Raw genomic sequence first — 26,205 nt, forward strand, 5'->3', positions numbered from 1 at the left:
TCGGGATGACTTGGGGGTGAAAGTCCCCTGCGGACCCTGATAGCGGGAACCGCTAGCCGAACAGCAAGGGTGTCCGCCGCGAGGCGGAATCTGAAGGAAGCTGAAGGCAAACTCCCGGCCTGACGAACAGGAATCGCATATGAGGCAGCCACATCTGGGCGAGAGGGCAATGACACTCGAAGCCCAATAGCTATCCGGAAGATGTGGAGGTAAATGCGGCGGGTAGATGGGAGGAAGGTCGCGCGTCTTACCCTGGGAGGTCTGGTGGTCTGCCACGTGCTACCGGCGTCGAGAGGCGACGGGATGGGCCACCAGACGTCAGCCGAGGCCATAGTAAGTGCCGGTTCACCGCGGCACCAAGGGCCGAACATGAAGAACCGCGAGTAGGCGATGATGTCTCGAGGATCGATCATGAAGACAGAAAGTGGCGCTGATACCGCCACCCACCCAGAGGGGCAGGGGCAGTACCCCGGGTCCCGGCCGGTGGGCGTCGAGACGAACCCGGCGTCGTCATCGTGGACGAAAGCGGAGTCCGCCCCGCTTATGGAGGCCGTGGTAGAGAAGGCCAACATGGAGCGGGCTTACCGAAGGGTGGTCGCCAACAAGGGGGCGCCGGGTGCCGATGGCATGACGGTCCACCAGTTGGCCGACCACTTGAAGGAATGCTGGCCAACGCTGTGCGAACGGCTACTGGCCGGTGAGTACCACCCCAGCCCGATCCGAGCCGTCGAGATCCCCAAGCCCAAGGGCAGAACGCGACAGCTCGGCATCCCCACGGTTACCGACCGGCTGATCCAGCAGGCGCTACTTCAGGTGCTGACGCCGATCTTCGATCCGGGGTTCTCCGCATCGAGCTACGGCTATCGGCCCGGGCGCAGCGCCCAGCAGGCCGTCTCGGCGATGAAGGCCCATGTCACCGCCGGCCACCGCTGGGTGGTCGACCTCGACCTGGAAGCCTTCTTCGACCGGGTGAATCACGACCTGCTGATGGCCCGGGTTGCGCGCCGCGTCCGCGACAAGCGGGTACTGCGCCTGATCCGACGCTATCTGGAAGCCGGGATGTTCCAGGACGGCCTGGCCGCGCCACGCCGGCAGGGCACGCCCCAGGGCGGGCCACTCAGCCCGCTGCTGGCCAATATCCTGCTGGATGACGTGGATAAGGAGCTGGAACGCCGCGGCCACCGCTTCTGCCGCTACGCCGACGACATGCAGGTGTATGTCAGGAGTCGGCGGGCGGGCGAGCGCGTCATGGCCAGCCTGAGTGATTTTCTCGAGAACTCGCTCAGGCTCACGGTCAATCGCGACAAGAGTGCGGTGGACCGACCCTGGCACCGGGGGTACCTGGGCTACACGCTGACCCGGCACAAGCGGCCGAAGCTGACGCTGGCCAAGGCCAGCCTGCAGCGCCTTATGCAGCGTGTCCGCGAGATCCTCAAGCGTGGCAGGGGGCGCAACATACGGCGCGTTATCGAAGAGTTGACCCGGTCCTGCGGGGCTGGGCCAACTACGTCTCCCTCGTCGACGTAGAGCGCCCTCTGGAAGCGCTGGATGGCTGGATACGTCGCCGACTGCGTTGCGTGATCTGGCGGCAGTGGAAACGCCCATGGACCCGGCGCCGCAAGCTCCTGGCGCTGGGCCTGGACGACCCGCGTGCCTGGAAATCAGCGGGGAATGGGCGAGGCGCCTGGTGGAACGCCGGTGCCTCGCACATGAATCAGGCCTTGCCACGGAAATGGTTCGAGCAGCAGGGCCTGGTCTCGGTACTCGACACGGTCAAGAGGGCTTAGTCGTTCTTCGTGAACCGCCGTGGTACGGAACCGTATGCCCGGTGGTGTGAGAGGACGGGGGAGGTGACTCTCCCTCCTACTCGATTGCTGGGCACGCTGCTTGCAGAGCACCCCGTGGAACGCCCTCAGGGTCCTGCGGGCACCTCCCCGAAGCCGGAGAGGGCCTGGCGACGCTGCTCCCGGAAGTCCTCCAGGAGGCGCACATAGCGCCGCGGCATCTCGCTGCCGGCTCGGGTCACCAGGTGCAGCGTCTCGTGCACCGCCACCGGCAGGTCCAGCGCCTTGACCTGCCGCTGCCAGGGGGAGGTCTCCAGCACCAGACGCGACACCACCGTGAAACCCAGCCCCCGGGCCACGGCGTCCAGCACCAGCCCCACCTCGTTGGTGAAGCCCTGGCGTCGGAAGTGGCTCATGGAGCGGAACTCCTGGGGAAAGTTGCTGCGCAGGAGGGCGCTGGCGTGATTCAGGCCGTCAAAGTAGTTGATAAAGCCGATGCCCATCAGATCGGCCAGCCCGCTGCCGACAAAATCCGCCGGCACCACCAGGCAGAGGGGCTCCCGATGCCAGGGCTCGACGCGCAGGTCGGACTGGCGCAGCGGCTCGGTGACGATACCGAGATCGTGGCGCCCGGCCAGCACGTCCTGGGCAATATCATGGTTGAAGGCGAAGCTGTAGCTGACCGAGAGCCCGGGGTGCATCTGCTGCTGGCCGAGCAGGAAGGGGTAGAGCATCAGGCCCACGCTGCCGGGAGAGGCCAGGCGGCATTCGCCGGAAAAGAGCGAGTCGGCGTCCAGGGAGTGGCGAAACTGCTCGTGGTCGACGAAGAGCTTAAGGGCGTAGTCGTAGGCCCGCCGACCCGCTTCGGTCAGGGTGAAGCGGCGTCCGTGACGCTCCAGCAGCGGCTTGCCCAGGTACTGTTCGAGCTTGCGAACGTGCTGGCTGACGCCGGGCTGGGTCATCTCCAGGCGCCGCGCCGTCTGGGTGAAACTGCCGGTCTCGACCAGGGTAATGAAGGTGCGGAAATAGAGGGCGTTGAACATGACGGGCCAGCTGGCGAAAAGGGCCTTCATTGTAGCACCGGCGCCCGACAGCCGTGATAGCATCGGGGCAGACCAAACCGCGACAAGGACGCCCCATGCCCGACACCATCTCCAGCATCATCTCCCCGGAAGGCAGCCTCGAGATCCTCTCCCAGCACGAGGTGAGCCGGCTGCACGACACCTCCAAGGCCGGCCTGCATGATCTGCTGCGCCGCTGTGCCCTGGCCGTGCTCAACTGCGGCTCACCCACCGACGACAGCGTGGCACTGATGGAGGCCTACCGGGACTTCGATATCGAGGTGATTCCCCAGGACCGCGGCATCCGCCTGAAGCTGACCAACGCCCCGGCCGAGGCCTTCGTGGACGGGCGGATGATTCGAGGCATTCGCGAGCATCTCTCCTCGGTGCTGCGCGACATCGTCTACGTCTACAACGAGATCCAGGGCCACCAGCGCTTCGACCTGACCACCGCCGAGGGCACCACCAATGCGGTGTTCCACATCCTGCGCAAGGCCGGCACCCTCAAGCCGGGCCGCGACCCCAGCCTGGTGGTCTGCTGGGGCGGCCACTCCATCTCCCGGGAGGAGTACGAGTACAGCAAGGACGTGGGCTACCACCTGGGGCTGCGCGAGATGGACATCTGCACCGGCTGCGGCCCCGGCGCCATGAAGGGCCCCATGAAGGGCGCCAACGTGGCCCATGCCAAGCAGCGCCGCCGCCAGGGGCGCTATCTGGGCATCTCGGAGCCCGGCATCATCGCCGCCGAGGCGCCCAACCCCATCGTCAACGAGCTGGTGGTGATGCCCGATATCGAGAAGCGCCTGGAGGCCTTCGTGCGCCTGGGCCACGGCATCATCGTCTTCCCCGGCGGGGTGGGCACCGCCGAGGAGATCCTCTACCTGCTGGGCATCCTGCTGCACCCGGAGAACGCCGACATGGAGCTCCCGGTGATCTTCACCGGCCCGGCGAACAGCGCCGACTACTTCCGGCGCATCGACGAGTTCCTGGTCTACACCTTGGGCGAGGAGGTCCGCGCGCTCTACCGTGTCATCATCGACAACCCCACCGAGGTGGCCCGGGCCATGCGCAAGGGCATCGACGCCGTGACCGACTACCGCCGCACCCGCCAGGACGCCTTCTACTACAACTGGCGGCTGACCATCGACCGCCACTTCCAGGAGACCTTCGAGCCGACCCACCAGGCCATGGCCGGGCTCGCCCTGCGCCGCGACCTGCCGACCCACGAGCTGGCCGCCAACCTGAGACGCGCCTTCTCGGGGATCGTAGCCGGCAACGTCAAGGAGCAGGGCATCCGGGCGATCCGCGCCCACGGCCCCTTCCGGCTGCATGCGGAAGCGGAGCTGATGAGGCGGCTAGACGCGCTGCTCGGTTCCTTCGTGGCTCAGGGCCGCATGAAACTCGAAGGCAAGTATGAGCCCTGCTATACCCTGGGCTGAAAGAGCGCGGGGTGAAGAGTGAAACGCCCCGCCGAGCTCGAGACTCGGCGGGGCGTTTTCTGACGGAGAGCCGGCGCGCTCTCCCCGACTAGTCGCTGGGTGCTCTGAACCATAGCAGCAGCGCGTGAAGCAGCAGCCCCAGGGTGGCGCCGTGGGCGATCAGCAGCTCCCAGCCGATGAAGTCGGTGAAGAGCGCATGGTAGAGCCCCATGCCGGCCAGGCCGACCGCCAGGCAGAGGCCCAGGCGCTTGAGCAGATCGGGCAGACGCGCCCGCGCCTCGGCCTCGAGCATGCGCCACTGGACCACGGCCACGGCGGCCACCACCGCCAGGGCGATCAGGACCAGGTTCAGGCGATTGTCATGGCCGCCCACCAGATAGCGGGGGATGGTGGAGAGCATCAGCAGGATCAGCCCCAGCATCAGGCTGAGCCGCTCGGGAGATGGCTGGGCCCCCATGCTCAGGCGACCTTGAGCTGCTGGGTATCGATCCACGCCTCGACCCAGGGCAGCGCCGCGTCATCGGCCATGAAGGTCTCCATGGCGTCGATCTCCAGCCGCTCACCCAGGCGAGTGGCGCCCTGCCCCTCCAGCAGCTCATCGAGCTGGCGGCCGGCGCCGCAGAAGGTCTCGCCATAGGAGCTGTCGCCCAGGGCGATCAGGCCATAGCGCAGCGAGGAGAGCCCCGGGCTCTGGTCGGCGATGGCCCGGGCAAAGTTGGCAAAGGTGCCGGGGTAGTCGCCGCTGCCGGTGGTGGAGACGCAGAACAGCGCCAGATCGGTATCCGGGGCGGTCAGGTCATCGAGGCTGGGGTTCTCGAGGATGGCGACCTCGTAGCCGGCCCCCTCGAACAGCGGCTTGACCTGCTCGGCGACGTCCAGTGCGCCACCGTACATGGTACCAACGAAGATCTTGAGCATGGGCATGTGACGGTTTTACCTGAGAAATTTCATCGGATATTACCATAGCTCCCGGCCCGCGCGCACCCGGGTGCCCTACCGTCACGGCCAGAATCAAGCCCCCTCCCCCTTCCGGCGGCGAGACACTTCGTCGCACCCTGGCGCCTTTGGCAACGGGGGTACCCGAGTATAATGGTCGGAAAAATATCCCCTCTGACGGAGCCCCCCCATGCAGCAGACCTTCGAGGCCTGGATCACCCCGATCATGATCGGCGGCCTGATCCTCTTCATGGCCTTCATCATCTGGGACCTGGCCAAGAAGTCCAACGCGGGTCGCTTCGGCACCATCATGCTCTTCGTGGTGCTGGGTGCCGGCATGCTCGGCTATGTACTCAAGGTAGTGATCACCTGGATGCTGGAGAACGGCGGCAGCGTTTAACCACCGGCTCATACAGCACGACAGCGCCACCCCAGGGGGTGGCGCTGTCGTCTCTGGTCGCGTGGTCAGGCGTCGATCAGCGCGATTCGCCGCGGTAGCCCTCGACCTGGCTCTTCAGCTTCTGGCCCGGCCGGAAGGTCACCACCCGGCGGGCCGAGATCGGGATCTCCTCTCCCGTCTTCGGGTTGCGCCCCGGCCGTTCGCGCTTGTCGCGCAGGTCGAAGTTGCCGAAGCCGGAGAGCTTGACCTGTTCGTTCTCGCGCAGGCAGGCACGGATCTCCTCGAAGAAGGCCTCCACCATGGCCTTGGCCTCACGCTTGGAAAGGCCCAGCTCAGCGTGCAGATGCTCGGCAAGCTCCGCCTTGGTCAATGCACCCATGTTCACGTCCTCGTGTAGGGTCCGCCTCACGGCCGCTGCCATCCGTGCCCGCCAACCGGCGGGGCTAGCCCCGCAGCTCGGCACCCAGATGCTGACGGGACTCGGTCACGATGGCATCAACCAACTCGTTGATTTCCTCATCATTCAGCGTGCGTGAAGGATGCTGCCAGGTCAAGCCCAGCGCCACGCTCTTGCGCCCTTCCGGCACCCCCTGACCCTGGTAGACGTCGAACAGCCGGCACTCGGTCAGCCACTCGCCGGCCTGCCCCCGCAGGGTATCGAGCAGCGCCTGGACCGGCAGCGTCTCGTCCACCAGGAAGGCCAGATCGCGACGCACCTCCGGGAACCGCGACAGCGGCATGAAGGAGGGCACGCGACCGTGGGTCAGGGCGTCCAGGCGCACCTCGAAGAGCAGCGCCTCCACCTTGAGCCCCAGCTCGGCGCGCACCGCGGGGTGCAGGGCGCCGATCCAGCCGGCCTCCTCGCCCCGGTGCAGGATCCGCGCGCACTGTCCCGGGTGCAGGGCCGGATGCTCGGCGGGCTCGAAGCGCCACGCCTCGGGTTCGCCACCCATGGCCAGCAGGCTCTCCAGGTCCCCCTTGAGGTCGAAGAAGTCGACACGGTCGCGCCCCGCCGCCCAGCCCTCGGGCTCCCGGCTACCGCAGACCAGGGCCCCGAGCATGGGAAGCTGCTGCAGCTCGTCGAGCTCGCCGCGGAATACCAGACCGGTCTCGAAGAGGCGCACCCGCGTCTGCTGGCGGTTCAGGTTGTGGGTCAGCGCCCGCACCAGGCCCGGGAAGAGGCTCGCCCGCATCACCGAGAGGTCCGCGGAGATGGGGTTGGCCAGCACCGGCGAGACCGCTTCGGGCAGCAGCGCCTTCTGCAGCTCGGGGGCGACAAAGCTGTAGGTCACCGCCTCCTGATAGCCCCGGGCCACCATCTGACGGCGCAGGCGCGCCAGGGGCGTGCGCGCCTCGTGGTCGGGGCGCAGGGCCAGCCGGGCCTTGGGGCGGCGCACCGGCAGCCGGTTGTAGCCATGGATGCGCGCCACCTCCTCGATCAGGTCCTCCTCGATGGCGATATCGAAACGCCAGCTCGGGGCCCGCACCGTCCAGCCCTCGGCATCCAGCGAGACGGCCATGCCCAGGCGCTCGAGGATCTCGGTCACCTCGTCGCCCGGCAGGGCCTTGTCGAGCGCCTGCTCGAGGCGCGCGGCGCGCAGGCGCACCTCGCGCTCGCCGGGCAGGTGCGCCTGGCTTGCCACCACCACCAGGGGGCCCGGCTCGCCGCCGACGATCTCCAGCAGCAGCGCCGTGGCGCGTTCGGCCGCCTCTCGGGCCAGTGCCGGGTCCACGCCGCGCTCGAAGCGATGGGAGGCATCGGTATGCAGCCCGTAGTTGCGCGCCTGACCGGCCACCGCCAGGGGCGCGAAGAAGGCCGACTCCAGAAAGATGTCCCGGGTCCCGGCGTTGACGCCGGAGTGCTCCCCGCCCATGACGCCGGCGATGGCCAGGGGCCCGCGCTCGTCGGCGATCACCAGGGTATCCGCCGCCAAGGTCACCTCCTGGCCGTCGAGGAGCACCAGGCGCTCCCCCTCCCGGGCCAGGCGCACGATCACGGCACCCTGCAGGTTGGCGCGATCGAAGGCGTGCAGGGGCTGGCCGAGCTCGAGCATCACATAGTTGGTGACGTCGACCACCGGGTCGATGGCGCGGATGCCGCTGCGACGCAGCCTCTCCACCATCCACAGCGGCGTCTCGGCGCTCACGTCGACGCCCTTGATCAGGCGGCCGATATAGCGCGGGCAGCGCTCGGGGTCCTCGACCCGCACCGGGAAGGTCTCGTCGTGGGTCGCCGATACCACTGCGACCGACGGGCCCTGCACCGGCAGGCGATTGAGCACGCCCACCTCCCGCGCCATGCCCTTGAGGCTGAGGCAGTCGCCGCGGTTGGGGGTCAGGTCCACCTCGATGGTATGGTCATCCAGACCCAGCCAGGCGCGGAAGTCCTCGCCCACCGGGGCGCCGGCCGGAAGCTCCAGGATACCCGGGGAGGTCTCCTCCTCGAGGCCGAGCTCCGAGGCGGAGCAGATCATGCCCTGGGACGCCTGACCGCGCAGCTTGGCCTTCTTGATCTTGAAGTCGCCGGGCAGCACGGCGCCAACCCGGGCGAAGGGCACCTTCTGCCCCACCGCCACGTTGGGGGCGCCACACACCACCTGCACCAACTCGCCGTCACCGTCGCGCACCTGGCAGACGCTGAGCTTGTCGGCATCGGGATGCTGGACCTTCTCCACCACCTCGGCCACCACCACGCCGCTGAAGAGCGCCGCCACGGGCTCCACCGCGTCGACCTCGAGACCGGCCATGGTGATCTGGTCGGCCAGGGCCTGGGTGGCAAGCTGCGGCGACACCCACTCGCGCAGCCACTGTTCGGAAAATTTCATGGCAAATCCTGTGTTCTGCTGATGCGAGGGAGGGTCAGGCGAACTGGCGCAGGAAGCGCAGATCGTTGTCGAAGAACATGCGCAGGTCGTTGACGCCGTAGCGCAGCATGGCCAAGCGCTCGACCCCCATGCCGAAGGCGAAGCCGGTATAGCGCTCGCTGTCGATGCCGGAGTGGCGGAACACCTCGGGATGCACCATGCCGCAGCCCATCACCTCCAGCCAGCCGCTGTGGGAGCAGACCCGGCAGCCGTCGCCGGCGCACATCACGCACTGGATATCCACCTCGGCGGAGGGCTCGGTGAAGGGAAAGTAGGAGGGACGGAAGCGCACCGAGAGGTCGTCGCGCTCGAAGAAGGCGTGTAGGAAGTCCTCGATGGTGCCCTTCAGGTCGGCGAAGCTGACGTCCTGGTCGACCAGCAGTCCCTCCACCTGGTGGAACATCGGCGTATGGGTCAGGTCCGAGTCGCTGCGGTAGACCCGGCCCGGGCAGACGATGCGAATGGGCAGCTGCCCCTGCTTCATGGTGCGCACCTGCACCGGCGAGGTGTGGGTGCGCAGCAGCCGGGTGGCATCGAAGTAGAAGGTGTCCGCCATGCCCCGGGCCGGGTGATGGGCCGGGATATTGAGCGCCTCGAAGTTGTGGTAGTCGTCCTCGATCTCGGGCCCTACCTCCACGTCGTAGCCAATGCGGGTAAAGAGCCCCTCGATGCGCTCCATGGTGCGGGTGACCGGATGCAGCCCACCGCTGGGCTGGCCGCGGCCGGGCAGGGTCACGTCGATGCGCTCGGAGGCGAGTCGCGCCTCCAGCTCCGCCTTCGCCAGAGCGCTGCGCCGCCCCTCCAGCTCCTCGGCCAGCGCCTGCTTGGCCTGGTTGATCCGCTCGCCGGCTGCCGGACGCTCCGCGGCCGGCAGCTTGCCCAGCCCCTTGAGCTGGGCGGTGATCTCGCCCTTCTTGCCGAGGTAGCGTACGCGCAGCTCTTCCAGGGCCGAAATGGTCTCGGCGGCCTGAATTGCCTGGCGAGCCTCGGTGACCAGAGTGGGAAGGTGGTCCATCCGTTGCGCTCCGAATTCGAAAGTCTGTCTTCAAGAAAAAGGGGAAGAGCGGCTGCTCTTCCCCCTGAACGCCAGCGCGCGCCTCGCCTGGGGCGGAACGCGCGCCGATGACGCTATCGCTTACTGGGCAGCCTTGGCCTTCTCGACGATGGCTGCAAAGGCGGCCTTCTCGTTGACGGCCAGGTCAGCCAGGACCTTGCGGTCGATCTCGATACCGGCCTTCTTCAGGCCACCGACGAAGCGGCTGTAGGAGAGACCGTGCTGACGGGCACCGGCATTGATACGCTGGATCCACAGGGCGCGGAACTGGCGCTTGCGCTGGCGGCGGTCACGGTAAGCGTACTGGCCGGCCTTGATGACGGCCTGCTTGGCGACGCGGAACACGCGGCTACGGGCACCGTAGTAACCCTTGGCCTGCTTGAGAATCTTCTTGTGACGACGACGGGCGACAACGCCACGCTTGACACGAGTCATAGCTTACTCCTGACGAAAATGGGATCTACCAAGGGTTACAGGTTGGGCAGCATGCGCTGGATCAGCGCCTTGTCGGCGTCGTGAATCTGCTTCATGCCGCGCAGCTGACGCTTACGCTTGGTGGACTTCTTGGTCAGGATGTGGCTACGGAAAGACTGCTTGTGCTTGAAGCCGTTGGCCGTCTTCTTGAAGCGCTTGGCGGCGCCACTGTTGCTCTTGATCTTCGGCATGGAAGAACACTCCATTGCGAGGTTTTTTCAGAAAACCCGGGGCCAACGGCAGGCTTTTCGCCTGCCGCCCGTTGAACCGGCCGTCGGATCACTTCTTCTCTACTGCTTACTGCTTCTTCTTCGGGGCAACGATCATGATCATCTGGCGCCCTTCCATCTTCGGGAAGGACTCCACGGTCCCGATCTCCTCGAGATCGGCGGCGATCCGTTCCATCAGCTTGCGGCCGAGGTCCTGGTGCGCCATCTCGCGACCGCGGAAGCGGAGCGTGACCTTGCCCTTGTCGCCACCTTCGAGGAAGCGGATCAGGTTCTTCATCTTGACCTGATAGTCGCCCTCGTCGGTGCCAGGCCGGAACTTGACTTCCTTGACCTGAATCTGCTTCGTCTTCTTCTTCTGAGCGGACTTCTGCTTCTTCTGCTCGAAGACGAATTTGCCGTAGTCCATGATCTTGCAGACGATGGGGTCGGCGTTGGAAATCTGCACGAGGTCCAGTCCCGCCGCTTCGGCTCGCTCCAGTGCTTCACTGGTGGGCACGACGCCCAGCTGCTCGCCGTCGCTATCGATCAGGCGAACCTGATCCTCGGTAATGCGCTCGTTCATCGGGGGGCGCTTATCCTGGACGCGCCCTCTTGGGTTGCTTCGCTTGATCGCTCAGTCTCCTTAAGACGATTGACGATGTCGTCAGCCGAGTTCGGCGTTCAGACGCTCAATGAGGTCATCGACCCGCATGGTGCCCAGATCCTCGCCGGTGCGTGTGCGCACGGCCACCGAGTCGGCCTCGACTTCCTTATCCCCCACCACGAGGAGATAGGGAACTTTCTGCAACGTATGCTCCCGGATTTTAAAGCCGATCTTCTCGTTCCTCAAGTCCGCCTTGACGCGCAGACCGATTTTCTGCAAACGCGCCTCGAGATTCTGCACATAATCGCGCTGGGCATCGGTGATATTGAGGATCACCGCCTGCTGGGGCGCCAGCCACAGCGGCATGGCGCCGGCATAGTGCTCGATCAGGATGCCGAGGAAGCGCTCGAAGGAGCCGAGGATCGCCCGGTGGAGCATCACCGGGGTCTTGCGCGCGCCGTCCTCGTCGACGAACTGGGCGCCGAGACGGCCCGGCAGGTTGAAGTCCAGCTGCAGGGTACCGCACTGCCAGACCCGGTTGAGACAGTCGCGCAGGGAGAACTCGATCTTGGGCCCGTAGAAGGCGCCCTCTCCCGGCTGCAGCTCCCACTCCAGGCCGGTGGAGTTGAGTGCCGCCTCGAGGCTTTCTTCAGCGCGGTCCCACATCTCGGGCTCGCCGAGGAAATCCTCGGGGCGGGTAGAGAGCTTGAGCTCGACGTCCTCGAAGCCCAGCTCCTTGTAGACCTTCAGCGTCAGGGCGATGAAGTCCTCGGCCTCGGCCTGGATCTGCTTCTCGGTACAGAAGATGTGGGCGTCGTCCTGGGTGAAGGCGCGCACCCGCATCAGGCCGTGCAGGGAGCCGGAGGGCTCGTTGCGGTGGCAGCTGCCAAACTCCGCCAGGCGCAGCGGCAGGTCCCGGTAGCTCTTGAGGCCCTGATTGAACACCTGCACGTGACAGGGGCAATTCATGGGCTTTACCGCATAGTCACGCTTCTCGGACTCGGTGGTGAACATCAGCTCACTGTAGTGGCCCCAGTGCCCGGACTTCTTCCACAGGGTCAGGTCCACCACCTGGGGGGTCTTGATCTCCTGGTAGCCGTTCTCGATCTGCACCCGGCGCATGTACTGCTCGAGTGCCTGGTACATGGTCCAGCCGTTGGGGTGCCAGAAGACCATGCCCGGCGCCTCCTCCTGGAGGTGGAAGAGGTCCATCTTCCTGGCCAGCTTGCGGTGATCGCGCTTCTCCGCCTCCTCGAGGCGCTTGAGGTAGGCCTTGAGCTGCTTCTTGTCCGGCCAGGCGGTACCGTAGATGCGGGTCAGCATCGGCTTGGTGGCATCGCCGCGCCAGTAGGCGCCGGCCAGCTTGGTCAGCTTGAACGCCTTCAGGTGCCGGGTATTGGGCACATGGGGGCCCCGGCACATGTCGGTGTACTCTTCGTGATGGTAGAGGCGAATGGTCTCGCCTTCCGGAATCTCGCGGACGATCTCCTGCTTGTAGGGCTCGTCGCGGTGCAGGAAGGTCAGCATGGCCTTGTCACGATCGACATACTCGCGGACCACGTCGTAGTCCTGGTCGATCAGCTGCTTCATGCGCTTCTCGATCGCCTCGAGATCCTCGGGGGTCGCCGAACGGCCGAAGTCGATATCGTAGTAGAAGCCGTCGTCGATCACCGGGCCGATGGCCATCTTGGCCTCCGGGAAGAGCTGCTTGACGGCGTGGCCGATCAGGTGAGCGCAGGAGTGGCGGATCACCTCGAGCCCCTCGGGGTCCCGGGCGGTGAGAATGGCCACCTCGGCGTCGCGCTCGATCACGTCGGCGGCATCCACCGCCACACCGTCGATCTTGCCGGCCACGCAGGCCTTGGCCAGGCCGGGGCCGATGCTCTCGGCCAGCTGCATCACGGTGATCGGTTCGTCGAAGGTTCTCTGGCTGCCGTCAGGCAGTGTCACGATGGGCATGAAGAGGTCCTTGTGCGCAGTGGTGGCCCATACGAGAGACCACGTGTCGCGGTGAACGAGGAATGGAAAAAGGTGCCCGTCACGATCGCCGGTCATCACCGCGCGTGGCGCAACGCCACACCAGCGACACCTTGCCAGCGGCGCGAAGGGCGGCGGCTACCTTACCAGAGTCACACCTCGCGGTGCCACCGGACCGGCAAAGACAACAGGGGGCGCCCGCAGGCGCCCCCTTAGCTTGCCGGTCTTGCGTGCCAGGCTTACTGGCGGTCGATCTCGACGCGACGGTTGAGGGCACGGCCCTCGTCGGTCTCGTTGGTGGCGACCGGACGCTCTTCGCCGTAGCCCACGGCGATCATGCGCTCGCCGGCAACGCCCTGGCTCTCCAGGTAGCTGCGCACGGAATTGGCACGACGCTCGGAGAGGCCCTGGTTGTACTGGGCGGAGCCCACGGAGTCGGTGTGGCCTTCGATGCGGATGCGCACATCGGTGTGCTCGCGCAGGCGACGAGCGACTTCGTCCAGAGTGGACTCAGCGGCCGGAGTCAGCGCGTCGGAGTCGAACGCGAAGTTCACCTCACTGGAGAGGGTCACCGGCTCGAACTCGGGAACCGGCTCGGGCTCAGGCTCGGGCATCGGCTCGGGCTCGGCAACCGGCTCCGGGGTGCGGTCGGCGCACAGCAGGGCGCCGAGGGCGGCACCGGCGACGGCACCAGTCGCGGCGCCCTCTTCCTCATCGGAGCTGCCGCTGGTGGCGTAGCCAATGCTGCCGCCGATCAGGCTGCCGGCGATGCCGCAGGTCACCGGCTGCTGGTACCAGGGACGATCGGAGGAGGGAGTGGTGTTCGGGGTAGCACAGCCGGCAAGGCCGACCACCAGAGCAGAACCGAGCAGCAAGCCAGTCGTGGATTTTTTCATAAAAAAACTCCTTCTTTTCTTTTCTTGGCTCCAGGTCAGGCACGGTTGCCGCAGCCTTCCCAGATGATCCCGACGATCGGGCGGAGCGACATCATGTCGCTACACACCCGCACCGGACAGGCCGTGGACCGATAGCGGCCTCAGCGAGCCTCGGCACGCGCCAAGCTTGCAGCAGCTCGGCACATCTTTCAATCGCCTATCGCGAGATTAGCAGAATCGACTCGAAACCGCACAGTGTTCGATAAAGCGAGCGTTCCACTCCCTCGTCAATGGAGGCTTGCCGGCCAATCGCGACGAAAGACCAGGGCGGCGCGCGCCGCCTCCAGCACCGCCTCGCGCAGCTCATCTTCCACGGCCAGGCGCTCGCGATCCTCCTTGAAGCGCGCCTTGGGACTCAGCGCCTGGCGCGCCTCGTGGGTATGCAGGTGGCGGGTGCGGGCATGGACCTCGCCGAAGGGGCGGAAGTCCTCGCGCTCCAGCAGGCGCGGCTCGAGGATCTCCAGCAGCACCTTGCAGCGCCAGGCGCCCTCGGTGATATCGACCTGTTCCTGCAGCAGGGCGGAGGCCACAAGCTCGAGGTTCTCCAGGCAGTTGTCGCGGGCGCGCTGCTCCTCCTCTTCGCGGAACGCCTCTCGGCGGCGAACCTCCTTCCAGAGGGTGAACGCATAGGCCCCCAGGCCGGCGATGATCACCAGTCCCAGGCCAGCCAGTAGAAGCACGGTGGTTGTCGTCATCAGGGGTATCCACGTCATGGGGAAAGGGCAAGGCTCTCCATTCTACCCATGCGGCTCGCTCCTCCCTACCCCCCTCTGCTCGGCCAGCCCGCTCAGCCGCTCCCGCCAGCCGGAGTGGTTTCCAGAGAGCGGACGGGGGAGCCGAGGGGGCGCAGCGCCGCCAGGGCCAAGGAGAGCATTGACCGGCGTCAAGAGATACCCTGATGCCCCCTCTGGACGCGATAGCGTTAGACTAAAGGCGAATAAGGCAGGCCTAGCGCCTCTCTTCCACTTAAGTAGAATGCGCCCTCTTCGATACCCTCCCAATCCACGGAGTCACGCATGCAGACAAGCCCCGACGCTCCCGAAAAGACCACGGGCCCCTCGGGCCCCGGCCGCTTCGGCCTCTGGCTGGGCCCCGCCCTGCTGCTGGCCACCCTGATCCTGCCGCCCCCCTCCGGCATGAGCGAGGCCGCCTGGGCCTGCGTGGGACTGGCCCTGCTGATGGCCACCTGGTGGTCCACCGAGGCGATTCCCATCCCCGTCACCTCGCTGATGCCCATGGTGCTGGTACCGGCCCTGGGGCTTGGCACCATGGGCGAGGCCACCGGCAGCTACGCCAACCCGATCATCTATCTGTTCCTCGGCGGCTTCCTGCTGGGGATCGCCATGCAGCGCTGGAACCTGCATCGGCGCCTGGCGCTGCACGTGCTGAAGCTGGTCGGCCATGAGCCGCGCCGCCAGATCGCCGGCTTCATGATCGCCACCGGTTTTCTCAGCATGTGGGTCTCCAATACCGCCACCGCCATCATGATGCTGCCCATCGGCATGTCGGTGATCAGCCTGCTCGGGGACAGTGACCCCGACGAACTGAAGCGCTACGCCACCGCCCTGCTGCTGGCCATCGCCTACTCCGCCAGCATCGGCGGCGTGGCCACGCTCATCGGCACGCCGCCCAACGCTCTGCTGGCCGGCTACCTGGCCGAGGATCGCGGCATCGATATCGGCTTCGCCCAGTGGATGGTGATCGGCCTGCCGATCAGCATCGCCATGATGGCCGTGGCCTGGTGGTGGCTGACCCGCGGCGGCTTCAGGATTCAAGCCGGCGAAGGCAGCGCCAGCATGGTCTCCGACGAGCTGGCCAAGCTCGGCCCCATGAGCGCCCCCGAGAAGCGCGTGGCCGTGGTCTTCACCCTGGCCGCCGTGGCCTGGGTGGTGCGCCCGCTGCTCAACGACCTGGGGCTCTCCTGGCTCTCCGATACCGGCATCGCCATTGCCGCCGGCGTCACGCTCTTCCTGGTGCCCAGCGGCCGCGGCGACGGCGAGCGACTGATGATCTGGGAAGAGGCCCAGAAACTCCCCTGGGGCATCCTCCTGCTGTTCGGCGGCGGCCTGGCGCTGGCCGGCACCATCACCCGCACCGGCCTTGCCGAGTGGATCGCCGAGCAGCTCTCGATCTTCGGCACCTTCCCGCTGCTGGCGATGATCGCCGTGGTGGTGCTGGTGATCATCTTCCTGACCGAGGTGACCTCCAACACCGCCACCGCCGCGGCCTTCCTGCCGCTGCTCGGCGCCCTGGCGCTCTCCCTGGACATCTCGCCGCTGCTGGTCACCGTGCCGGCCGCCATCGCCGCGAGCTGCGCCTTCATGATGCCGGTGGCCACGCCGCCCAACGCCATCGTCTTCGCCACGGGCCATATGAAGATCCAGTCGATGATTCGCGCCGGCTTCGCCCTCAACCTGGCCAGCACCGTGCTGGTCACCCTGATGGCCTACTTCCTGGTCACGACCCTCTGGTAGGGGGACACGCCCCCTCCACGCAAATGCCCGGCCTTGGCCGGGCATTTGCGTTACTGCCTCCCTCTCGGCTCGCGGCTACCAGGCCAGTCCCATGGCGTAGTGGTCCAGCAGCAGCAGGCCGAAGAGGGCCAGGATATAGCGGATGGAGAACCAGAAGGCGGCGAGCGGTGCTCGGGGGTCACGCCCCCGCCACACCCGGAAGTTCCACCACATGAAGCGCGCATTGAGCACCATGACCCCGACCAGATAGACCGCCCCGCTCATGCCGATGGCAAAGGGCAGCAGGGTCACCGCCACCGTCAGCCAGCCGTAGAGCCACACCTGCAGCCGAGTGAAGGCCTCGCCGTGGGTCACCGGCAGCATGGGCACCCCGGCCCGGGCGTACTCCTCCCGCTTGTGGAGCGCCAGGGCCCAGAAATGCGGCGGGGTCCAGGCGAAGATGATCAGCATCAGCAGCAGCGGCTCGGGCCCCAGCTGGCCGGTGACCGCCGTCCAGCCCAGCAGCGGCGGCGCCGCCCCGGCCACCCCGCCGATCACGATGTTCTGGGGCGTGGCGTGCTTGAGAAAGGCGGTATAGACCAGCGCATAGCCGATCAGCGAGCCCAGGGTCAGCCAAGCGGTCAGCGCATTGACCTGCCAGGCCAGCAGACCGATGCCGGCCACCGAGAGCAGCGTGGCCCAGGCCAGGGCCACCGAACTCGGCATGCGCCGCGACGCCAGGGGGCGCCGCGAGGTGCGCAGCATCATGGCGTCCAGGCGCCGGTCGACCACGTGATTGAAGGCCGCGGCTCCCCCGGCGGCCAGCCCGATACCGACCAGACCGTAGATCACCACGGCCAGTGACGGCAGCACCGGCCGCGCCAGGGCCATGCCCACCAGGGCGCACACCAGCATCACCAGCACCACCCGCGGCTTGCAGAGGGTTATCAGGTCGCGCAGGCCCCAGCCCTGCGTCAGGGCCGAGTCCGCTCCCGTGACCACCGCGGGTGTCATCGTTGCCTCAGACATGGATCCACTCCTTCTGTGCCCGTCGTTGTTGGGCGGGGGCAGTGCCGGCCTCCCGCCATGCCCAGATCGCCATCGCCATCGCCAGCACCAGCGCCACGGCCCCCGCCGTATGCAGCAGGGCAAGCCAGAGCGGCAGCCAGAGCAGCACGTTGGCGATGCCCAGCCCCAGCTGGACCGCATAGGTGGCCAGCAGCGCCCCGAGCCAGGGCCTCAGCGACGCCTGCTGCCAGTGGCGCAGGGCCAGCCCCAGCAGGGCCAGCCCCAGGGCCAGGGCTCCCAGGCGGTGGCCCACCTGGATCGCCGTGCGCGCATCGGCGTGGAGCTGACCATGCAGGTAGTTGGGCCCCACGCTCTGGGTGAGATGGAACCCCTCGCTCCAGTCCATGGCGGGCCACCACTGGCCGTTGCAGGTCGGAAAGCCCTGGCAGGCGATACCGGCGTAGTTGCTCGATACCCAGCCGCCGAGAGCCAGCTGGCCCACCAGCAGCGCCACCGCCAGGCCCCAGAGCGGCGTCAGGCGCCGTCGCGGCGCCACCACCCCACCGGGTGCCAGGCGGCCCCGGTCACAGCGGCGCAGGCGCAGATGCAGCCACAGAAAGAGCAGCATCACCGCGAGCCCCCCCAGCAGATGCAGGGTCACCACCTGGGGCCACAGCTTGAGGGTGACGGTAAAGGCGCCGAAGGCCCCCTGCACCAGGATCACCGCCAGCAGCGCGAGGCTCACCCCCCAGGGGTAGTCGGCATGACGGCGCAGCGGCGCACCCAGCGCGACCAGGGCGATCACCAGCAGCCCCAGGGCCGAGGCCACATAGCGATGCACCATCTCCACCCAGGCCTTGAACGCCTCCAGGGGAGCCTCAGGCGTATGCGCCAGGGCCCGGGACTCGTCGGGCACCACCAGCCGCCCGTAGCAGCCCGGCCAGTCCGGGCAGCCAAGTCCCGCATCCACCAGGCGGGTAAACACCCCCACCAGGATCACCGCCACGGTGAAGAGCACCCCGGCAAGGCTCAGGGCCAGCAGCTGGCGCAGCCGGCGGCGCTGTGCTCCCTCGATCATTGCTGTCATCGCACTCCCTCTCATCGCTCCAGGCTGCCCGCCCATGCCCTATCGCCCCGCCAGCGGCCGACCCTCTCGAGGCACCACCTCGGGATTCATCCGCAGCAGACGATTGACGTCATCCAGCACATCCCGGGGCGAGGCCTCGGGCCCGTAGGCCAGCACCGGCAGCCCCTGAGGGTCCAGCACCCAGAGCCGGTCTGGCCCATGCCAGGCCGGCCTCTCCGTCCAGGCCACCACCCGCTCGCCCGGGAGCGCCGGGGCCTCGCCCCCTACCCGCAGCCGGCTGACCCGTGGCGCCTCCCGGCCCAGGGCCCGATGCAGGCGCCACCACTGGTCGGCCAGCGCCTCGCAGCCCTCGCCGCAGTCGAAGGCCAGCACCCAGTCACCCCTGAGCTCGGCGGCCGGCGCGCCTGCCAGCGGCCAGGCCGGCAGTTCCGGCAGGTCCGGCGCCAGCTCACCGTGGGCGGTACGCTGCTCCGGGATCCCGACACGGAAGGTGATCATGCTCCAGGCCACCAGCAGCGGCAGCGCAAAGAGCGCGATCAGCGCCAGCACCTTGAGGCGTGAAAAGCGGATCCGTTGAACCTCACTCATGGCTCTCTCCCCCGGGCTTCGATAAGGCGTCCTGCACCTCCCTGTGCCGCGCGTCCTGGGCCAGGCGCCGGCCACCGATCAGCATCATGGCGAGTGCCGCCAGCGCGAGCCCCCACCACTGCACCGCATAGCCGAGATGGCGACTCGGCGGCATCACGCTGGGCGACCACCAGGGCGTCAGGTGCCCTGGCCCCGCCTCGAGATGCAGCCAGCCCTGGTGGGCAAAGGCCTCCTCCCAGGCGGTAAGCTCGATGCGTTGCAGCCGCTGCCCTTCGCGGTTGGGACCGAAGAGCGGCGTGCCGCTCCCCGCCGACTGCCAGCGTCCTTCCAGGGTCACGCTGCCCTCTGGAGTGGCCACCTCGGGCGTCTCCCGCCCCGCTCCGCTGGCCAGAAAGCCGCGCTGCACCAGCCAGAGGCGGCCGTCATCGGTGCGCAGCGGCGTCAGCGGCGCCACGCCGTGACGCCCCTCCAGCACGCGATTGTCGAGAAACAGGGTCAGCTCGGGCAGGTATTCACCGCTGAGGGTCAGGCGACTGCCGTCCGGCGGCACCTCCCGGGGGGCCTCCAGGTGCGGCGCCGACTCCAGCGCCGCCAGATAGTCACGCTTCTCGCCGGCCCGCTCCCACTGCCAGGCCCCGAGCCACAGGCCCAGCAGCACCAGCGGCCCCCACAGCGCCCACCACAGGCGTTGCCGCCAGCGCCCGCGGCGGGCATGCTGACGGGACGTATCGCCCACGGAGTCTCCCATGCTGCTCAAGGTCCTCATTGCCCTGGTGTTCCTCTCCATGCTGGTGAGCCTGGCCGCCGGTGCCGGCTTCCTGCTGCGTGACGGCGGCACCTCCCGCCGCCTGCTCGTGTCACTCAAGGTACGCGTCGCCCTCGCCGCCGCCCTGCTCGGCCTGCTCTTCTACGGCTTCTACGCCGGCGGCCTGGCGGGCTAGAAGACATAGACGAACAGGAAGAGCCCGACCCACACCACGTCGACGAAGTGCCAGTACCAGCAGGCCGCCTCGAAGCCGAAGTGGTTGTCGCGGGCGAAGTGCCCCCTGAGCACCCGCACCAGCATCACCGCCAGGATGCTGGCGCCGATGATCACGTGGACCCCATGAAAGCCGGTGAGCAGGAAGAAGGTCGCCCCGTAGATCCCCGCCTCCAGGGTGATGCCATAGTGGGCATAGGCCTCGTAGTACTCCACCCCCTGGATGATGATGAAGCTCACCGCCAGCACCAGGGTGGCGGCGAGCCAGTTACGGGTCGTGGCCCGCTCGCCCTCCTTGAGCCCCTCATGGGCGACGGTCAGGGTGATACTGGACCCCACCAGGATCAGCGTATTGACCAGGGGCAGCTGCCAGGGGCTGAAGGTCTGCTCGGGGCCGACAACGGCCGGGTCTGGCGGGCTCATCAGCGGCCAGCTGGCCACGAAGTCGGGCCACAGCAGCGCCGCCACCCCCTTGGCGCCCTCGCCGTCGAGCCAGGGCAGCGCAAAGGTGCGGATATAGAAGAGCGCGGCGAAGAAAGCGCCGAAGAACATCACCTCGGAGAAGATGAACCAGCCCATCCCCTGGCGGAAGGAGCGGTCCATCTGGGCGTCGTAGAGCCCCTGCCGGGACTCCCTCACCACGTCGCGGAACCATAGCGCCATCACCGCCAGCACCGACAGGATGCCCACCACCATCAGCAGGGTCCCGCGGTCGTAGACCAGCACCATGCCGGTGCCGACCATCATCAGGCCCAGGGCCAGTGAGCCCAGGATCGGCCACTTGCTGGTTGCCGGAACATAGTAGCTGCCACCGCTCATGCCTCACCTCCTTCATTGCTGGCAACGCCACCGGCAACCCGCCCCTGCTGCGCCTTGCCGTCGCGCTCGACCGGGTCGCGCTCGACCGGGTAGAGGGTGTAGACCAGCGTCACGGTATTGACCTCGGGGGGCAGGTCCCGGGCCAGCTGGAAGACCAGCGGCAGCTCCAGGCGCTCACCCGCCTCGAGGTGCTGCTCCTCGAAGCAGAAGCAGCTCACCTTGCGCAGGTGGCGCGAGGCATTGGAGGGAGAGACGCTGGGCACGGCCCGGCCCCAGGTGCCCTCTCCGCTGGCGTTCTGAAAGGCGAACCCCACCTCGGTGGTCTGCCCCGGGTGGACACGCAGCTGCCGCGTTTCCACCTCGAGGTTCCAGGGCAGGCCGGCCCCGTTGCGGGTGATGAACTGAACCGTGACGTAGCGGGAGTCATCCACCCCCTCATGCACGATGGCCTGGGCGGTGGTATCCACCTTGCCGTTGATGCCGGTGACGCGACAGAAGACGTCATAGAGTGGCACCAGGGCAAAGGCGAAGGCGAACATGCCCACCAGGGCGGCCACCGAGCGAATCACCGTACGGCGCACGCCAGGGTTGGGTGGGGGGCGTCTTGCATCGGTCATGGGTCACCTCCTCTGCTGGGCCCGGCGAGGCTCAGTGCGCCTGGGGCCTGAAGGTCGGCGGCGTCTCGAAGGTGTGCAGCGGCGCCGGGCTCGGCACCGTCCACTCCAGGTCGGTGGCGCCCTCCCAGGCCTTGGCCGGCGCCCTCTCGCCGCCGCGCACGCAGAGGATCACCACCGCCACGAACACCAGCTGCGAGGCACCGAACATGAAGGCCCCCAGGCTCGACACCAGGTTGAAGTCGGCGAACTGCAGGGCGTAATCGGGGATACGTCGCGGCATGCCGGCCAGGCCCGCGAAGTGCATGGGGAAGAAGGTCAGGTTGACGCCGATCACCGAGAGCCAGAAGTGCCACTGGGCCAGCTTCACGTTGGGGTAGTGGCCGGTCCACTTGGGCAGCCAGTAGTAGCCCCCCGCCATGATGGCGAACACCGCCCCCGGCACCAGCACATAGTGGAAATGAGCCACCACGAAGTAGGTATCGTGGTACTGGAAGTCCGCCGGGGCGATGGCCAGCATCAGCCCGGAGAAGCCGCCGATGGTGAAGAGCACCACGAAAGCCAGGGCGAAGAGCATGGGGGGTTCGAAGGTGATGGAGCCGCGGAACAGGGTGGTGATCCAGTTGAACACCTTCACCCCGGTAGGCACCGCGATGATCATGGTGGTGTACATGAAGAAGAGCTCGGCGGCCAGCGGCAGCCCCACCACGAACATGTGGTGGGCCCACACCAGGAAGGAGAGAATGGCGATGGCGGCCGTGGCGTAGACCATGGAGGCGTAGCCGAACAGCGGCTTGCGGGCGAAGGTCGGGATGATCGCCGAGACGATGCCGAAGGCCGGCAGGATCATGATGTAGACCTCGGGGTGCCCGAAGAACCAGAAGAGATGCTGGAAGAGCACCGGATCGCCGCCGCCGGCGGCGTTGAAGAAGTGAGTACCGAAGTTGATATCCATCAGCATCATGGTGATCACCCCGGCCAGCACCGGCATCACCGCGATCAGCAGGAAGGCGGTGATCAGCCAGGTCCAGCAGAACAGCGGCATGTCCATCAGGCGCATCCCCGGGGCGCGCATGTTGAGGATGGTGGCGATGATGTTGATGGCACCGAGGATCGAGCTGATGCCCGCGATATGCAGCGAGAGGATAAAGAAGGTGGTGGACGGCGGCGCATAGGTGGTGGAGAGCGGCGCATAGAAGGTCCAGCCGAAGTTGGGCCCGCCCCCCGGCATCAGCAGGGTCGAGAGCAGCAGCGTGAAGGCCACCGGCAGCAGCCAGAAGCTGAAGTTGTTGAGGCGCGGCAGGGCCATGTCCGGCGCCCCGATCTGCAGCGGAATCATCCAGTTGGCGAGCCCGGTAAAGGCCGGCATCACCGCCGCGAAGACCATGATCAGGCCGTGCATGGTGGTCATCTGGTTGAAGAACTCGGGATTGACCAGCTGCAGCCCCGGCTGGAACAGCTCGGCGCGCACCACCAGGGCGAAGATGCCGCCGATGAAGAACATGCTCAGCGAGAAGATCAGGTAGAGGCTGCCGATCTCCTTGTGGTTGGTGGTCAGCAGCCAGCGCATCAGGCCACGGGGCGCGGCATGGGCCGCTGCCTGGCCGGCGCCGCTGACCGTGCTGCTCTGCTGGACGGGGTGATGCGGAGGCAACTTGGGCGCCATCGTGAATCTCCCTGATCTGTCATTGTTATCGTTCGCCAGGTGATCGGGCAGTTACTGGGCAAGCTTCTCGACCACCGCCGAGGGCTGCACGGCGTCACCGGTGTCGTTACCCCAGGCGTTGCGCGTCCAGGTGGTGACGGCGGCAAGCTCGACCGGGTTCAAGGTACTGCGGAAGGCCGGCATCGCCGTACCGGAAACGCCGTTGACGATGACATCCAGATGCCAGGCGAGGTCGTCGAGCAGCCGCTGGTTGCCGGCAAGGGCCGGGAAGGCCGGCGCCGCCCCCTGCCCTTCGGGCTGGTGGCAAGACGCACAGATGCTGGCGTAGACCATCTCACCCCGCTCCATCAGCTCCTCCAGCGCCCACTCGCGATCGGCACCCATGGCCTCCTGCTCCGCCTCCTCCCGGCGCTCGACCAGCCAGGCGTCGAACTCCTCCTCCTCCATGGCATGCACCACGATGGGCATGAAGCCGTGGTCCATGCCACAGAGCTCGGCGCACTGGCCGCGGTAGATACCGGGCTCGTTGATACGCACCCAGTTCTCGTTGATGAAGCCGGGAATGGTGTCCTGCTTCACGGCAAAGTCCGGCACCCACCAGGAGTGGATGACATCGTCGGAGGTCATCAGGAAGCGGACCTTGCGGTTGATCGGCAGCACCAGGGGGTTGTCCACCTCCAGCAGGTAGTGCTCACCGCGGGGCTCTTCGCCGCGAATCTGCGCCCTGGGCGTGCTCATGCTGGAGTTGAAGGCGACATCCTCGCCCAGGTACTCATAGCGCCAGCGCCACTGCTGACCGATGATCATGACATCGAGCTCGGCATCGGAGGTGTCGTACATCTTCTTGAGGGTGGCGGTGGCCGGCACCGCCATGCCGATCAAGATCAGCAGCGGCACGGCGGTCCAGATCACCTCCACGGTGGTGTTCTCGTGGAAGTGGGCCGCCTTGGCGCCCCGGGAACGGCGATACTTGAACAGGGAGTAGAACATCACCCCGAACACCACGAGACCGATGATCACGCAGATCCAGAAGATGGTCATGTGCAGGGAGTGGATCTCGGCGCTGAGGTCCGTCACTCCGACCGGCATGTTCCAGCCACTGGCCAGGGCGGCGGGCGCAGCCGCAGACCCGACCAGACCGCTCGCCATCCACACGAACGACATGCGCATCGGCGTCTCCTCTCGCTTGTTATTGTGATCACGCGCGGACCGGCCAGGGAAGTCGGGGAACGCCGGTGGTGGGGGCCCGAGGAGCGCCTCCCGCACGATTAACGCTGCATTAGCCGCATTCGAAACTGAGTATAGACAACCCCGGTGCGACAAAGCGCCACGGCCCCGCCGCCCACCAACGCCACTTTCAACGGGATCAGCTCAGCGGGCGACGCCGATGGCAACCGCCGCCACCAGCGCCACGAACAGCAGCCCCAGCATCAGGCCGGTGACGATAAAGGTTAGCGGCCGGCCCTTCTCGAAGTCCTCCCTGCGCTGCTCTTCCTTCTGGACGCCCAGAAAGGCGGCCAGTACCGAACGAATCACCTTCCACATAGGCGGCTCCTGCCACTCCGGCCTGGCCTTGCGACCAGCATCATCACTCAGGGCTGCGACCTTGTCTCGAAGGCTGAAACACCCCCCGTCTCCTATACTGTAGGTGCTTAACAACACTTTTCCCGAAACGCGCCCTGCGGGGCCCGATCAGGAGGCGAACATGAAGACCAATCCCTTCGGCATGGACCCTGGCATGATGAATGCCAACCCCATGCTCGCCTGGTGGCAGCAGCAGCTGGCCAGGGGCGGCAACCCTGTGGCGCGCATGCAGCTTGCCTGGATGGAGAGCCTGGCCGATGCCATGCAGTTCGAGGCCCAGTTTCTCAAGGCCATCGCCGAGAGCGGCGAGCAGATCGCCAAGTGCTTCGATGGCGAACAGCCCAAGACCCCCGAAGAGGTCCAGGAGTGCTACCAGAAGATGGTGCAGCAGATCAGCGACGCCCAGATGAAGCGCGTGGAGCACGCCGCCCAGCTCAGCCACGATTTCCGCAAGCGGATCTGGGAAGAGATTTGACCCTCCGGCCCTTCCAACGCAGAACGGCGCCACTCGGCGCCGTTCTGCGTTGACCCCCTGCGGCCATCAACTACCCAGCCCGAACAGCCCCGTCAGCAGCGGCAGCAGGAAGGCGGTGAGCAGGCCGGTCAACCCCATGGCAAGGCCCGAGAAGGCGCCCGCCACCGCACCGATGCGGGCAAAGGCCTGGGCGGTGCCGAAACCGTGGGCCGAAAGCCCCAGGGAGAACCCCTGCACGGCCGGATCCTTGATCCGCAGCAGCCGAAACACCCAGGGCGACAGCGCACAGCCGATGGAACCGGTCAGCAGCACCAGGCCCGCCGCAAGCGACGGGATTCCCCCGATCTGCTCCGCAATCCCCATGGCAATGGGCGAGGTCACCGAGCGCGGCGCCAGGGAGAGCACCGTCTCGGCCCGGGCCCCCAGCGCCATGGCAAGCCCCAGGGTGGAGGCCACGGCGGTGACGATACCCGTCATGCAGGCGATCAGCAGCGGCCCCAGCAGGCGACGCACCCGCTCCCGATGGTCGTAGAGCGGAATGGCCAGCGCCACCGTGGCGGGCCCCAGCAGGAAGTGGATGAACTGCGCCCCCTCGAAGTAGGTGGCGTAGTCCATGTCCACCAGCAGCAGCAGGCCGATCAGCATGGCGATGGAGAGCGTCACGGGGTGGAGTAGCGGCGTTCCGCCCAGCGCCCTGTTGATCCTCACCGCCAGGGCGAAGATCAGCAGGGTCGCCAGCAGCGAGAGCAGCGGGCTGCCGGAGAGGTAGACCCACAGCTGGTCGAGGTCGGCGAAATTCACTGTCGGCTCCTCCGGCGGTTCAGGCGGTCCAGCACCCAGGCCGTCACGCCCAGGGTGAGTGCCGTGGACACCACCAGGGTGATCAGGATCGGCCACAGGTCGCGCCCGATCAGCGCCCCGTGCACCATCAGCCCCACCCCGGCCGGCACGAAGAGCAGCGTCAGATAGCGCAGCAACCCCTCCCCGGTGAGACGCAGGCTGTCGGGCACCTTACCCCGCACCATCAGCCCCACCAGCAGGATCACCATGCCGAAGACGGGCCCCGGCACCGGCAGCATCAGCCCCCGGGCCAGCAGCTCCCCCAGAAACTGGCAGATCAGCAGCACGCTCATCCCCATGATCAGCGGCATGACACCCCTCCTTGTCGCGTGGGGGCGGCACCAGGCAGTGCCGC

The 26,205-nt window shown here is 67.0% G+C and carries 30 protein-coding genes; 7 read left to right on the forward strand and 23 right to left on the reverse strand.

Annotated features, from left to right (window positions below; genetic code table 11):
• The first annotated feature begins 411 nt into the window (after positions 1-411).
• Both ltrA and NHL60_RS10055 read left to right on the forward strand, forming a co-directional pair.
• Positions 412-1,527, forward strand: coding sequence for a group II intron reverse transcriptase/maturase (ltrA, locus tag NHL60_RS10050; protein ID WP_253442856.1), 1,116 nt, complete (start codon positions 412-414; stop codon positions 1,525-1,527).
• Entirely contained in the window at positions 1,488-1,787 is a 300-nt protein-coding gene (locus NHL60_RS10055) for a group II intron maturase-specific domain-containing protein (protein WP_253452116.1), read from the forward strand. Before ltrA ends, NHL60_RS10055 begins: the two co-directional genes overlap by 40 nt.
• 125 nt (positions 1,788-1,912) lie before the next feature.
• Here NHL60_RS10055 and NHL60_RS10060 read toward each other — a convergent pair whose 3' ends face one another.
• Complete coding sequence (locus tag NHL60_RS10060) at positions 1,913-2,827, reverse strand: LysR family transcriptional regulator (protein ID WP_253452118.1); 915 nt, start codon at positions 2,825-2,827, stop codon at positions 1,913-1,915.
• A gap of 95 nt (positions 2,828-2,922) precedes the next feature.
• Here NHL60_RS10060 and ppnN point away from each other — a divergent pair, with 95 nt between their 5' ends.
• Positions 2,923-4,284, forward strand: coding sequence for a nucleotide 5'-monophosphate nucleosidase PpnN (ppnN, locus tag NHL60_RS10065; RefSeq protein WP_301271055.1), 1,362 nt, complete (start codon positions 2,923-2,925; stop codon positions 4,282-4,284).
• A gap of 88 nt (positions 4,285-4,372) precedes the next feature.
• Here the strand turns inward: ppnN and NHL60_RS10070 are convergent, their stop codons facing one another.
• The gene (locus tag NHL60_RS10070) at positions 4,373-4,741 is read right to left on the reverse strand and encodes a hypothetical protein (protein WP_253442859.1); all 369 of its coding nucleotides are present in this window, start codon (positions 4,739-4,741) and stop codon (positions 4,373-4,375) included.
• Between the two features lie 2 nt (positions 4,742-4,743).
• On the reverse strand, positions 4,744-5,208 hold the full coding sequence (locus tag NHL60_RS10075; protein WP_253442862.1) for a flavodoxin domain-containing protein: 465 nt from the start codon (positions 5,206-5,208) through the stop codon (positions 4,744-4,746).
• Between the two features lie 202 nt (positions 5,209-5,410).
• On the opposite strand from NHL60_RS10075, the gene NHL60_RS10080 reads away from it, so the two are divergent.
• Entirely contained in the window at positions 5,411-5,620 is a 210-nt protein-coding gene (locus NHL60_RS10080) for a DUF2788 domain-containing protein (RefSeq protein ID WP_253442865.1), read from the forward strand.
• A 76-nt stretch (positions 5,621-5,696) separates the two neighbouring features.
• Here the strand turns inward: NHL60_RS10080 and ihfA are convergent, their stop codons facing one another.
• The 9 genes from ihfA to NHL60_RS10125 all read right to left on the reverse strand — a co-directional run bounded on the left by ihfA (position 5,697) and on the right by NHL60_RS10125 (position 14,432).
• Complete coding sequence (gene ihfA / locus NHL60_RS10085) at positions 5,697-5,999, reverse strand: integration host factor subunit alpha (RefSeq protein WP_253442868.1); 303 nt, start codon at positions 5,997-5,999, stop codon at positions 5,697-5,699.
• 64 nt (positions 6,000-6,063) lie between these two features.
• Positions 6,064-8,445 (reverse strand): phenylalanine--tRNA ligase subunit beta, encoded by a 2,382-nt coding sequence (gene pheT, locus NHL60_RS10090; RefSeq protein WP_253442871.1) that lies wholly within the window; start codon positions 8,443-8,445, stop codon positions 6,064-6,066.
• 34 nt (positions 8,446-8,479) lie between these two features.
• A complete protein-coding gene (gene pheS, locus NHL60_RS10095) occupies positions 8,480-9,499 on the reverse strand; it encodes a phenylalanine--tRNA ligase subunit alpha (RefSeq protein ID WP_253442873.1) in 1,020 nt (339 codons plus the stop codon).
• A gap of 120 nt (positions 9,500-9,619) precedes the next feature.
• Entirely contained in the window at positions 9,620-9,973 is a 354-nt protein-coding gene (rplT, locus tag NHL60_RS10100) for a 50S ribosomal protein L20 (RefSeq protein WP_013332273.1), read from the reverse strand.
• A 35-nt stretch (positions 9,974-10,008) separates the two neighbouring features.
• Entirely contained in the window at positions 10,009-10,203 is a 195-nt protein-coding gene (gene rpmI / locus NHL60_RS10105; RefSeq protein ID WP_089725334.1) for a 50S ribosomal protein L35, read from the reverse strand.
• Between the two features lie 106 nt (positions 10,204-10,309).
• A complete protein-coding gene (gene infC / locus NHL60_RS10110; protein ID WP_299310866.1) occupies positions 10,310-10,852 on the reverse strand; it encodes a translation initiation factor IF-3 in 543 nt (180 codons plus the stop codon).
• Positions 10,853-10,885: 33 nt separating this feature from the next.
• On the reverse strand, positions 10,886-12,784 hold the full coding sequence (gene thrS / locus NHL60_RS10115; protein ID WP_253442879.1) for a threonine--tRNA ligase: 1,899 nt from the start codon (positions 12,782-12,784) through the stop codon (positions 10,886-10,888).
• 257 nt (positions 12,785-13,041) lie between these two features.
• Positions 13,042-13,698 (reverse strand): OmpA family protein, encoded by a 657-nt coding sequence (locus NHL60_RS19575; RefSeq protein WP_301271056.1) that lies wholly within the window; start codon positions 13,696-13,698, stop codon positions 13,042-13,044.
• 266 nt (positions 13,699-13,964) lie between these two features.
• Entirely contained in the window at positions 13,965-14,432 is a 468-nt protein-coding gene (locus NHL60_RS10125) for a DUF2489 domain-containing protein (protein ID WP_253442882.1), read from the reverse strand.
• A 321-nt stretch (positions 14,433-14,753) separates the two neighbouring features.
• Between NHL60_RS10125 and NHL60_RS10130 the strand changes: the two genes are divergently transcribed.
• Positions 14,754-16,211 (forward strand): DASS family sodium-coupled anion symporter, encoded by a 1,458-nt coding sequence (locus tag NHL60_RS10130; RefSeq protein ID WP_253442885.1) that lies wholly within the window; start codon positions 14,754-14,756, stop codon positions 16,209-16,211.
• Positions 16,212-16,286: 75 nt separating this feature from the next.
• Here NHL60_RS10130 and cyoE read toward each other — a convergent pair whose 3' ends face one another.
• The 4 genes from cyoE to NHL60_RS10150 are packed head-to-tail and all read right to left on the reverse strand — an operon-like array spanning position 16,287 to position 19,609.
• The gene (cyoE, locus tag NHL60_RS10135) at positions 16,287-17,204 is read right to left on the reverse strand and encodes a heme o synthase (protein WP_253452124.1); all 918 of its coding nucleotides are present in this window, start codon (positions 17,202-17,204) and stop codon (positions 16,287-16,289) included.
• A gap of 7 nt (positions 17,205-17,211) precedes the next feature.
• Positions 17,212-18,276: a heme A synthase gene (locus NHL60_RS10140; protein WP_253452126.1), complete on the reverse strand. Its 1,065-nt coding sequence runs from the start codon at positions 18,274-18,276 to the stop codon at positions 17,212-17,214.
• Between the two features lie 48 nt (positions 18,277-18,324).
• Positions 18,325-18,873, reverse strand: coding sequence for a hypothetical protein (locus tag NHL60_RS19580; protein WP_301271057.1), 549 nt, complete (start codon positions 18,871-18,873; stop codon positions 18,325-18,327).
• Positions 18,866-19,609, reverse strand: coding sequence for an SURF1 family protein (locus NHL60_RS10150; protein WP_253442888.1), 744 nt, complete (start codon positions 19,607-19,609; stop codon positions 18,866-18,868). The genes NHL60_RS19580 and NHL60_RS10150 overlap by 8 nt, the downstream gene beginning before the upstream one ends.
• A 10-nt stretch (positions 19,610-19,619) precedes the next feature.
• Here NHL60_RS10150 and NHL60_RS10155 point away from each other — a divergent pair, with 10 nt between their 5' ends.
• A complete protein-coding gene (locus NHL60_RS10155) occupies positions 19,620-19,814 on the forward strand; it encodes a DUF2909 family protein (protein WP_253442890.1) in 195 nt (64 codons plus the stop codon).
• Here NHL60_RS10155 and NHL60_RS10160 read toward each other — a convergent pair.
• The 5 genes from NHL60_RS10160 to NHL60_RS10180 form a co-directional block, all read right to left on the reverse strand.
• On the reverse strand, positions 19,811-20,671 hold the full coding sequence (locus tag NHL60_RS10160; protein WP_253442893.1) for a cytochrome c oxidase subunit 3: 861 nt from the start codon (positions 20,669-20,671) through the stop codon (positions 19,811-19,813). The genes NHL60_RS10155 and NHL60_RS10160 overlap by 4 nt on opposite strands.
• On the reverse strand, positions 20,668-21,288 hold the full coding sequence (locus NHL60_RS10165) for a cytochrome c oxidase assembly protein (protein ID WP_253442896.1): 621 nt from the start codon (positions 21,286-21,288) through the stop codon (positions 20,668-20,670). The genes NHL60_RS10160 and NHL60_RS10165 overlap by 4 nt, the downstream gene beginning before the upstream one ends.
• 31 nt (positions 21,289-21,319) lie before the next feature.
• Positions 21,320-22,951 carry a cytochrome c oxidase subunit I gene (ctaD, locus tag NHL60_RS10170; protein WP_253442899.1) on the reverse strand — a complete coding sequence of 544 codons (1,632 nt, stop codon included), beginning with the start codon at positions 22,949-22,951 and terminating at the stop codon, positions 21,320-21,322.
• A gap of 51 nt (positions 22,952-23,002) precedes the next feature.
• On the reverse strand, positions 23,003-24,121 hold the full coding sequence (coxB, locus tag NHL60_RS10175) for a cytochrome c oxidase subunit II (protein WP_253442901.1): 1,119 nt from the start codon (positions 24,119-24,121) through the stop codon (positions 23,003-23,005).
• A 201-nt stretch (positions 24,122-24,322) separates the two neighbouring features.
• Complete coding sequence (locus NHL60_RS10180) at positions 24,323-24,496, reverse strand: DUF2970 domain-containing protein (RefSeq protein WP_253442904.1); 174 nt, start codon at positions 24,494-24,496, stop codon at positions 24,323-24,325.
• A gap of 160 nt (positions 24,497-24,656) precedes the next feature.
• Between NHL60_RS10180 and NHL60_RS10185 the strand changes: the two genes are divergently transcribed.
• Positions 24,657-25,010, forward strand: a complete 354-nt coding sequence (locus NHL60_RS10185; protein WP_253442906.1) for a hypothetical protein — start codon at positions 24,657-24,659, stop codon at positions 25,008-25,010.
• Positions 25,011-25,076: 66 nt separating this feature from the next.
• On the opposite strand, the gene NHL60_RS10190 is transcribed toward NHL60_RS10185, so the two are convergent.
• Positions 25,077-25,811, reverse strand: a complete 735-nt coding sequence (locus tag NHL60_RS10190) for an LrgB family protein (RefSeq protein WP_253442909.1) — start codon at positions 25,809-25,811, stop codon at positions 25,077-25,079.
• Positions 25,808-26,161 carry a CidA/LrgA family protein gene (locus NHL60_RS10195; protein ID WP_253442912.1) on the reverse strand — a complete coding sequence of 118 codons (354 nt, stop codon included), beginning with the start codon at positions 26,159-26,161 and terminating at the stop codon, positions 25,808-25,810. The genes NHL60_RS10190 and NHL60_RS10195 overlap by 4 nt, the downstream gene beginning before the upstream one ends.
• Positions 26,162-26,205 lie beyond the last annotated feature (44 nt).

The sequence above is a fragment of the Halomonas sp. Y3 genome (assembly GCF_024137965.1).
GTDB lineage: Bacteria > Pseudomonadota > Gammaproteobacteria > Pseudomonadales > Halomonadaceae > Halomonas > Halomonas mongoliensis.

What these genes read in the sequence shown, in the direction of transcription:
- NHL60_RS10130 (WP_253442885.1), top strand. Translation starts at nt 14,754, where the DNA reads ATGCAGACAAGCCCCGACGCTCCCGAAAAGACCACGGGCCCCTCGGGC.
- NHL60_RS10160 (WP_253442893.1), bottom strand. Translation starts at nt 20,671, where the DNA reads ATGAGCGGTGGCAGCTACTATGTTCCGGCAACCAGCAAGTGGCCGATC.
- ctaD (WP_253442899.1), bottom strand. Translation starts at nt 22,951, where the DNA reads ATGGCGCCCAAGTTGCCTCCGCATCACCCCGTCCAGCAGAGCAGCACG.
- NHL60_RS10070 (WP_253442859.1), bottom strand. Translation starts at nt 4,741, where the DNA reads ATGGGGGCCCAGCCATCTCCCGAGCGGCTCAGCCTGATGCTGGGGCTG.
- NHL60_RS10195 (WP_253442912.1), bottom strand. Translation starts at nt 26,161, where the DNA reads ATGCCGCTGATCATGGGGATGAGCGTGCTGCTGATCTGCCAGTTTCTG.
- NHL60_RS10155 (WP_253442890.1), top strand. Translation starts at nt 19,620, where the DNA reads ATGCTGCTCAAGGTCCTCATTGCCCTGGTGTTCCTCTCCATGCTGGTG.
- NHL60_RS10075 (WP_253442862.1), bottom strand. Translation starts at nt 5,208, where the DNA reads ATGCCCATGCTCAAGATCTTCGTTGGTACCATGTACGGTGGCGCACTG.
- ltrA (WP_253442856.1), top strand. Translation starts at nt 412, where the DNA reads ATGAAGACAGAAAGTGGCGCTGATACCGCCACCCACCCAGAGGGGCAG.
- NHL60_RS19575 (WP_301271056.1), bottom strand. Translation starts at nt 13,698, where the DNA reads ATGAAAAAATCCACGACTGGCTTGCTGCTCGGTTCTGCTCTGGTGGTC.
- NHL60_RS10140 (WP_253452126.1), bottom strand. Translation starts at nt 18,276, where the DNA reads ATGATCGAGGGAGCACAGCGCCGCCGGCTGCGCCAGCTGCTGGCCCTG.
- NHL60_RS10080 (WP_253442865.1), top strand. Translation starts at nt 5,411, where the DNA reads ATGCAGCAGACCTTCGAGGCCTGGATCACCCCGATCATGATCGGCGGC.
- NHL60_RS10185 (WP_253442906.1), top strand. Translation starts at nt 24,657, where the DNA reads ATGAAGACCAATCCCTTCGGCATGGACCCTGGCATGATGAATGCCAAC.
- rplT (WP_013332273.1), bottom strand. Translation starts at nt 9,973, where the DNA reads ATGACTCGTGTCAAGCGTGGCGTTGTCGCCCGTCGTCGTCACAAGAAG.
- coxB (WP_253442901.1), bottom strand. Translation starts at nt 24,121, where the DNA reads ATGCGCATGTCGTTCGTGTGGATGGCGAGCGGTCTGGTCGGGTCTGCG.
- NHL60_RS10165 (WP_253442896.1), bottom strand. Translation starts at nt 21,288, where the DNA reads ATGACCGATGCAAGACGCCCCCCACCCAACCCTGGCGTGCGCCGTACG.
- NHL60_RS10060 (WP_253452118.1), bottom strand. Translation starts at nt 2,827, where the DNA reads ATGTTCAACGCCCTCTATTTCCGCACCTTCATTACCCTGGTCGAGACC.
- thrS (WP_253442879.1), bottom strand. Translation starts at nt 12,784, where the DNA reads ATGCCCATCGTGACACTGCCTGACGGCAGCCAGAGAACCTTCGACGAA.
- ihfA (WP_253442868.1), bottom strand. Translation starts at nt 5,999, where the DNA reads ATGGGTGCATTGACCAAGGCGGAGCTTGCCGAGCATCTGCACGCTGAG.
- NHL60_RS10125 (WP_253442882.1), bottom strand. Translation starts at nt 14,432, where the DNA reads ATGACGACAACCACCGTGCTTCTACTGGCTGGCCTGGGACTGGTGATC.
- NHL60_RS19580 (WP_301271057.1), bottom strand. Translation starts at nt 18,873, where the DNA reads ATGAGTGAGGTTCAACGGATCCGCTTTTCACGCCTCAAGGTGCTGGCG.
- pheT (WP_253442871.1), bottom strand. Translation starts at nt 8,445, where the DNA reads ATGAAATTTTCCGAACAGTGGCTGCGCGAGTGGGTGTCGCCGCAGCTT.
- cyoE (WP_253452124.1), bottom strand. Translation starts at nt 17,204, where the DNA reads ATGACACCCGCGGTGGTCACGGGAGCGGACTCGGCCCTGACGCAGGGC.
- NHL60_RS10180 (WP_253442904.1), bottom strand. Translation starts at nt 24,496, where the DNA reads ATGTGGAAGGTGATTCGTTCGGTACTGGCCGCCTTTCTGGGCGTCCAG.
- pheS (WP_253442873.1), bottom strand. Translation starts at nt 9,499, where the DNA reads ATGGACCACCTTCCCACTCTGGTCACCGAGGCTCGCCAGGCAATTCAG.
- ppnN (WP_301271055.1), top strand. Translation starts at nt 2,923, where the DNA reads ATGCCCGACACCATCTCCAGCATCATCTCCCCGGAAGGCAGCCTCGAG.
- rpmI (WP_089725334.1), bottom strand. Translation starts at nt 10,203, where the DNA reads ATGCCGAAGATCAAGAGCAACAGTGGCGCCGCCAAGCGCTTCAAGAAG.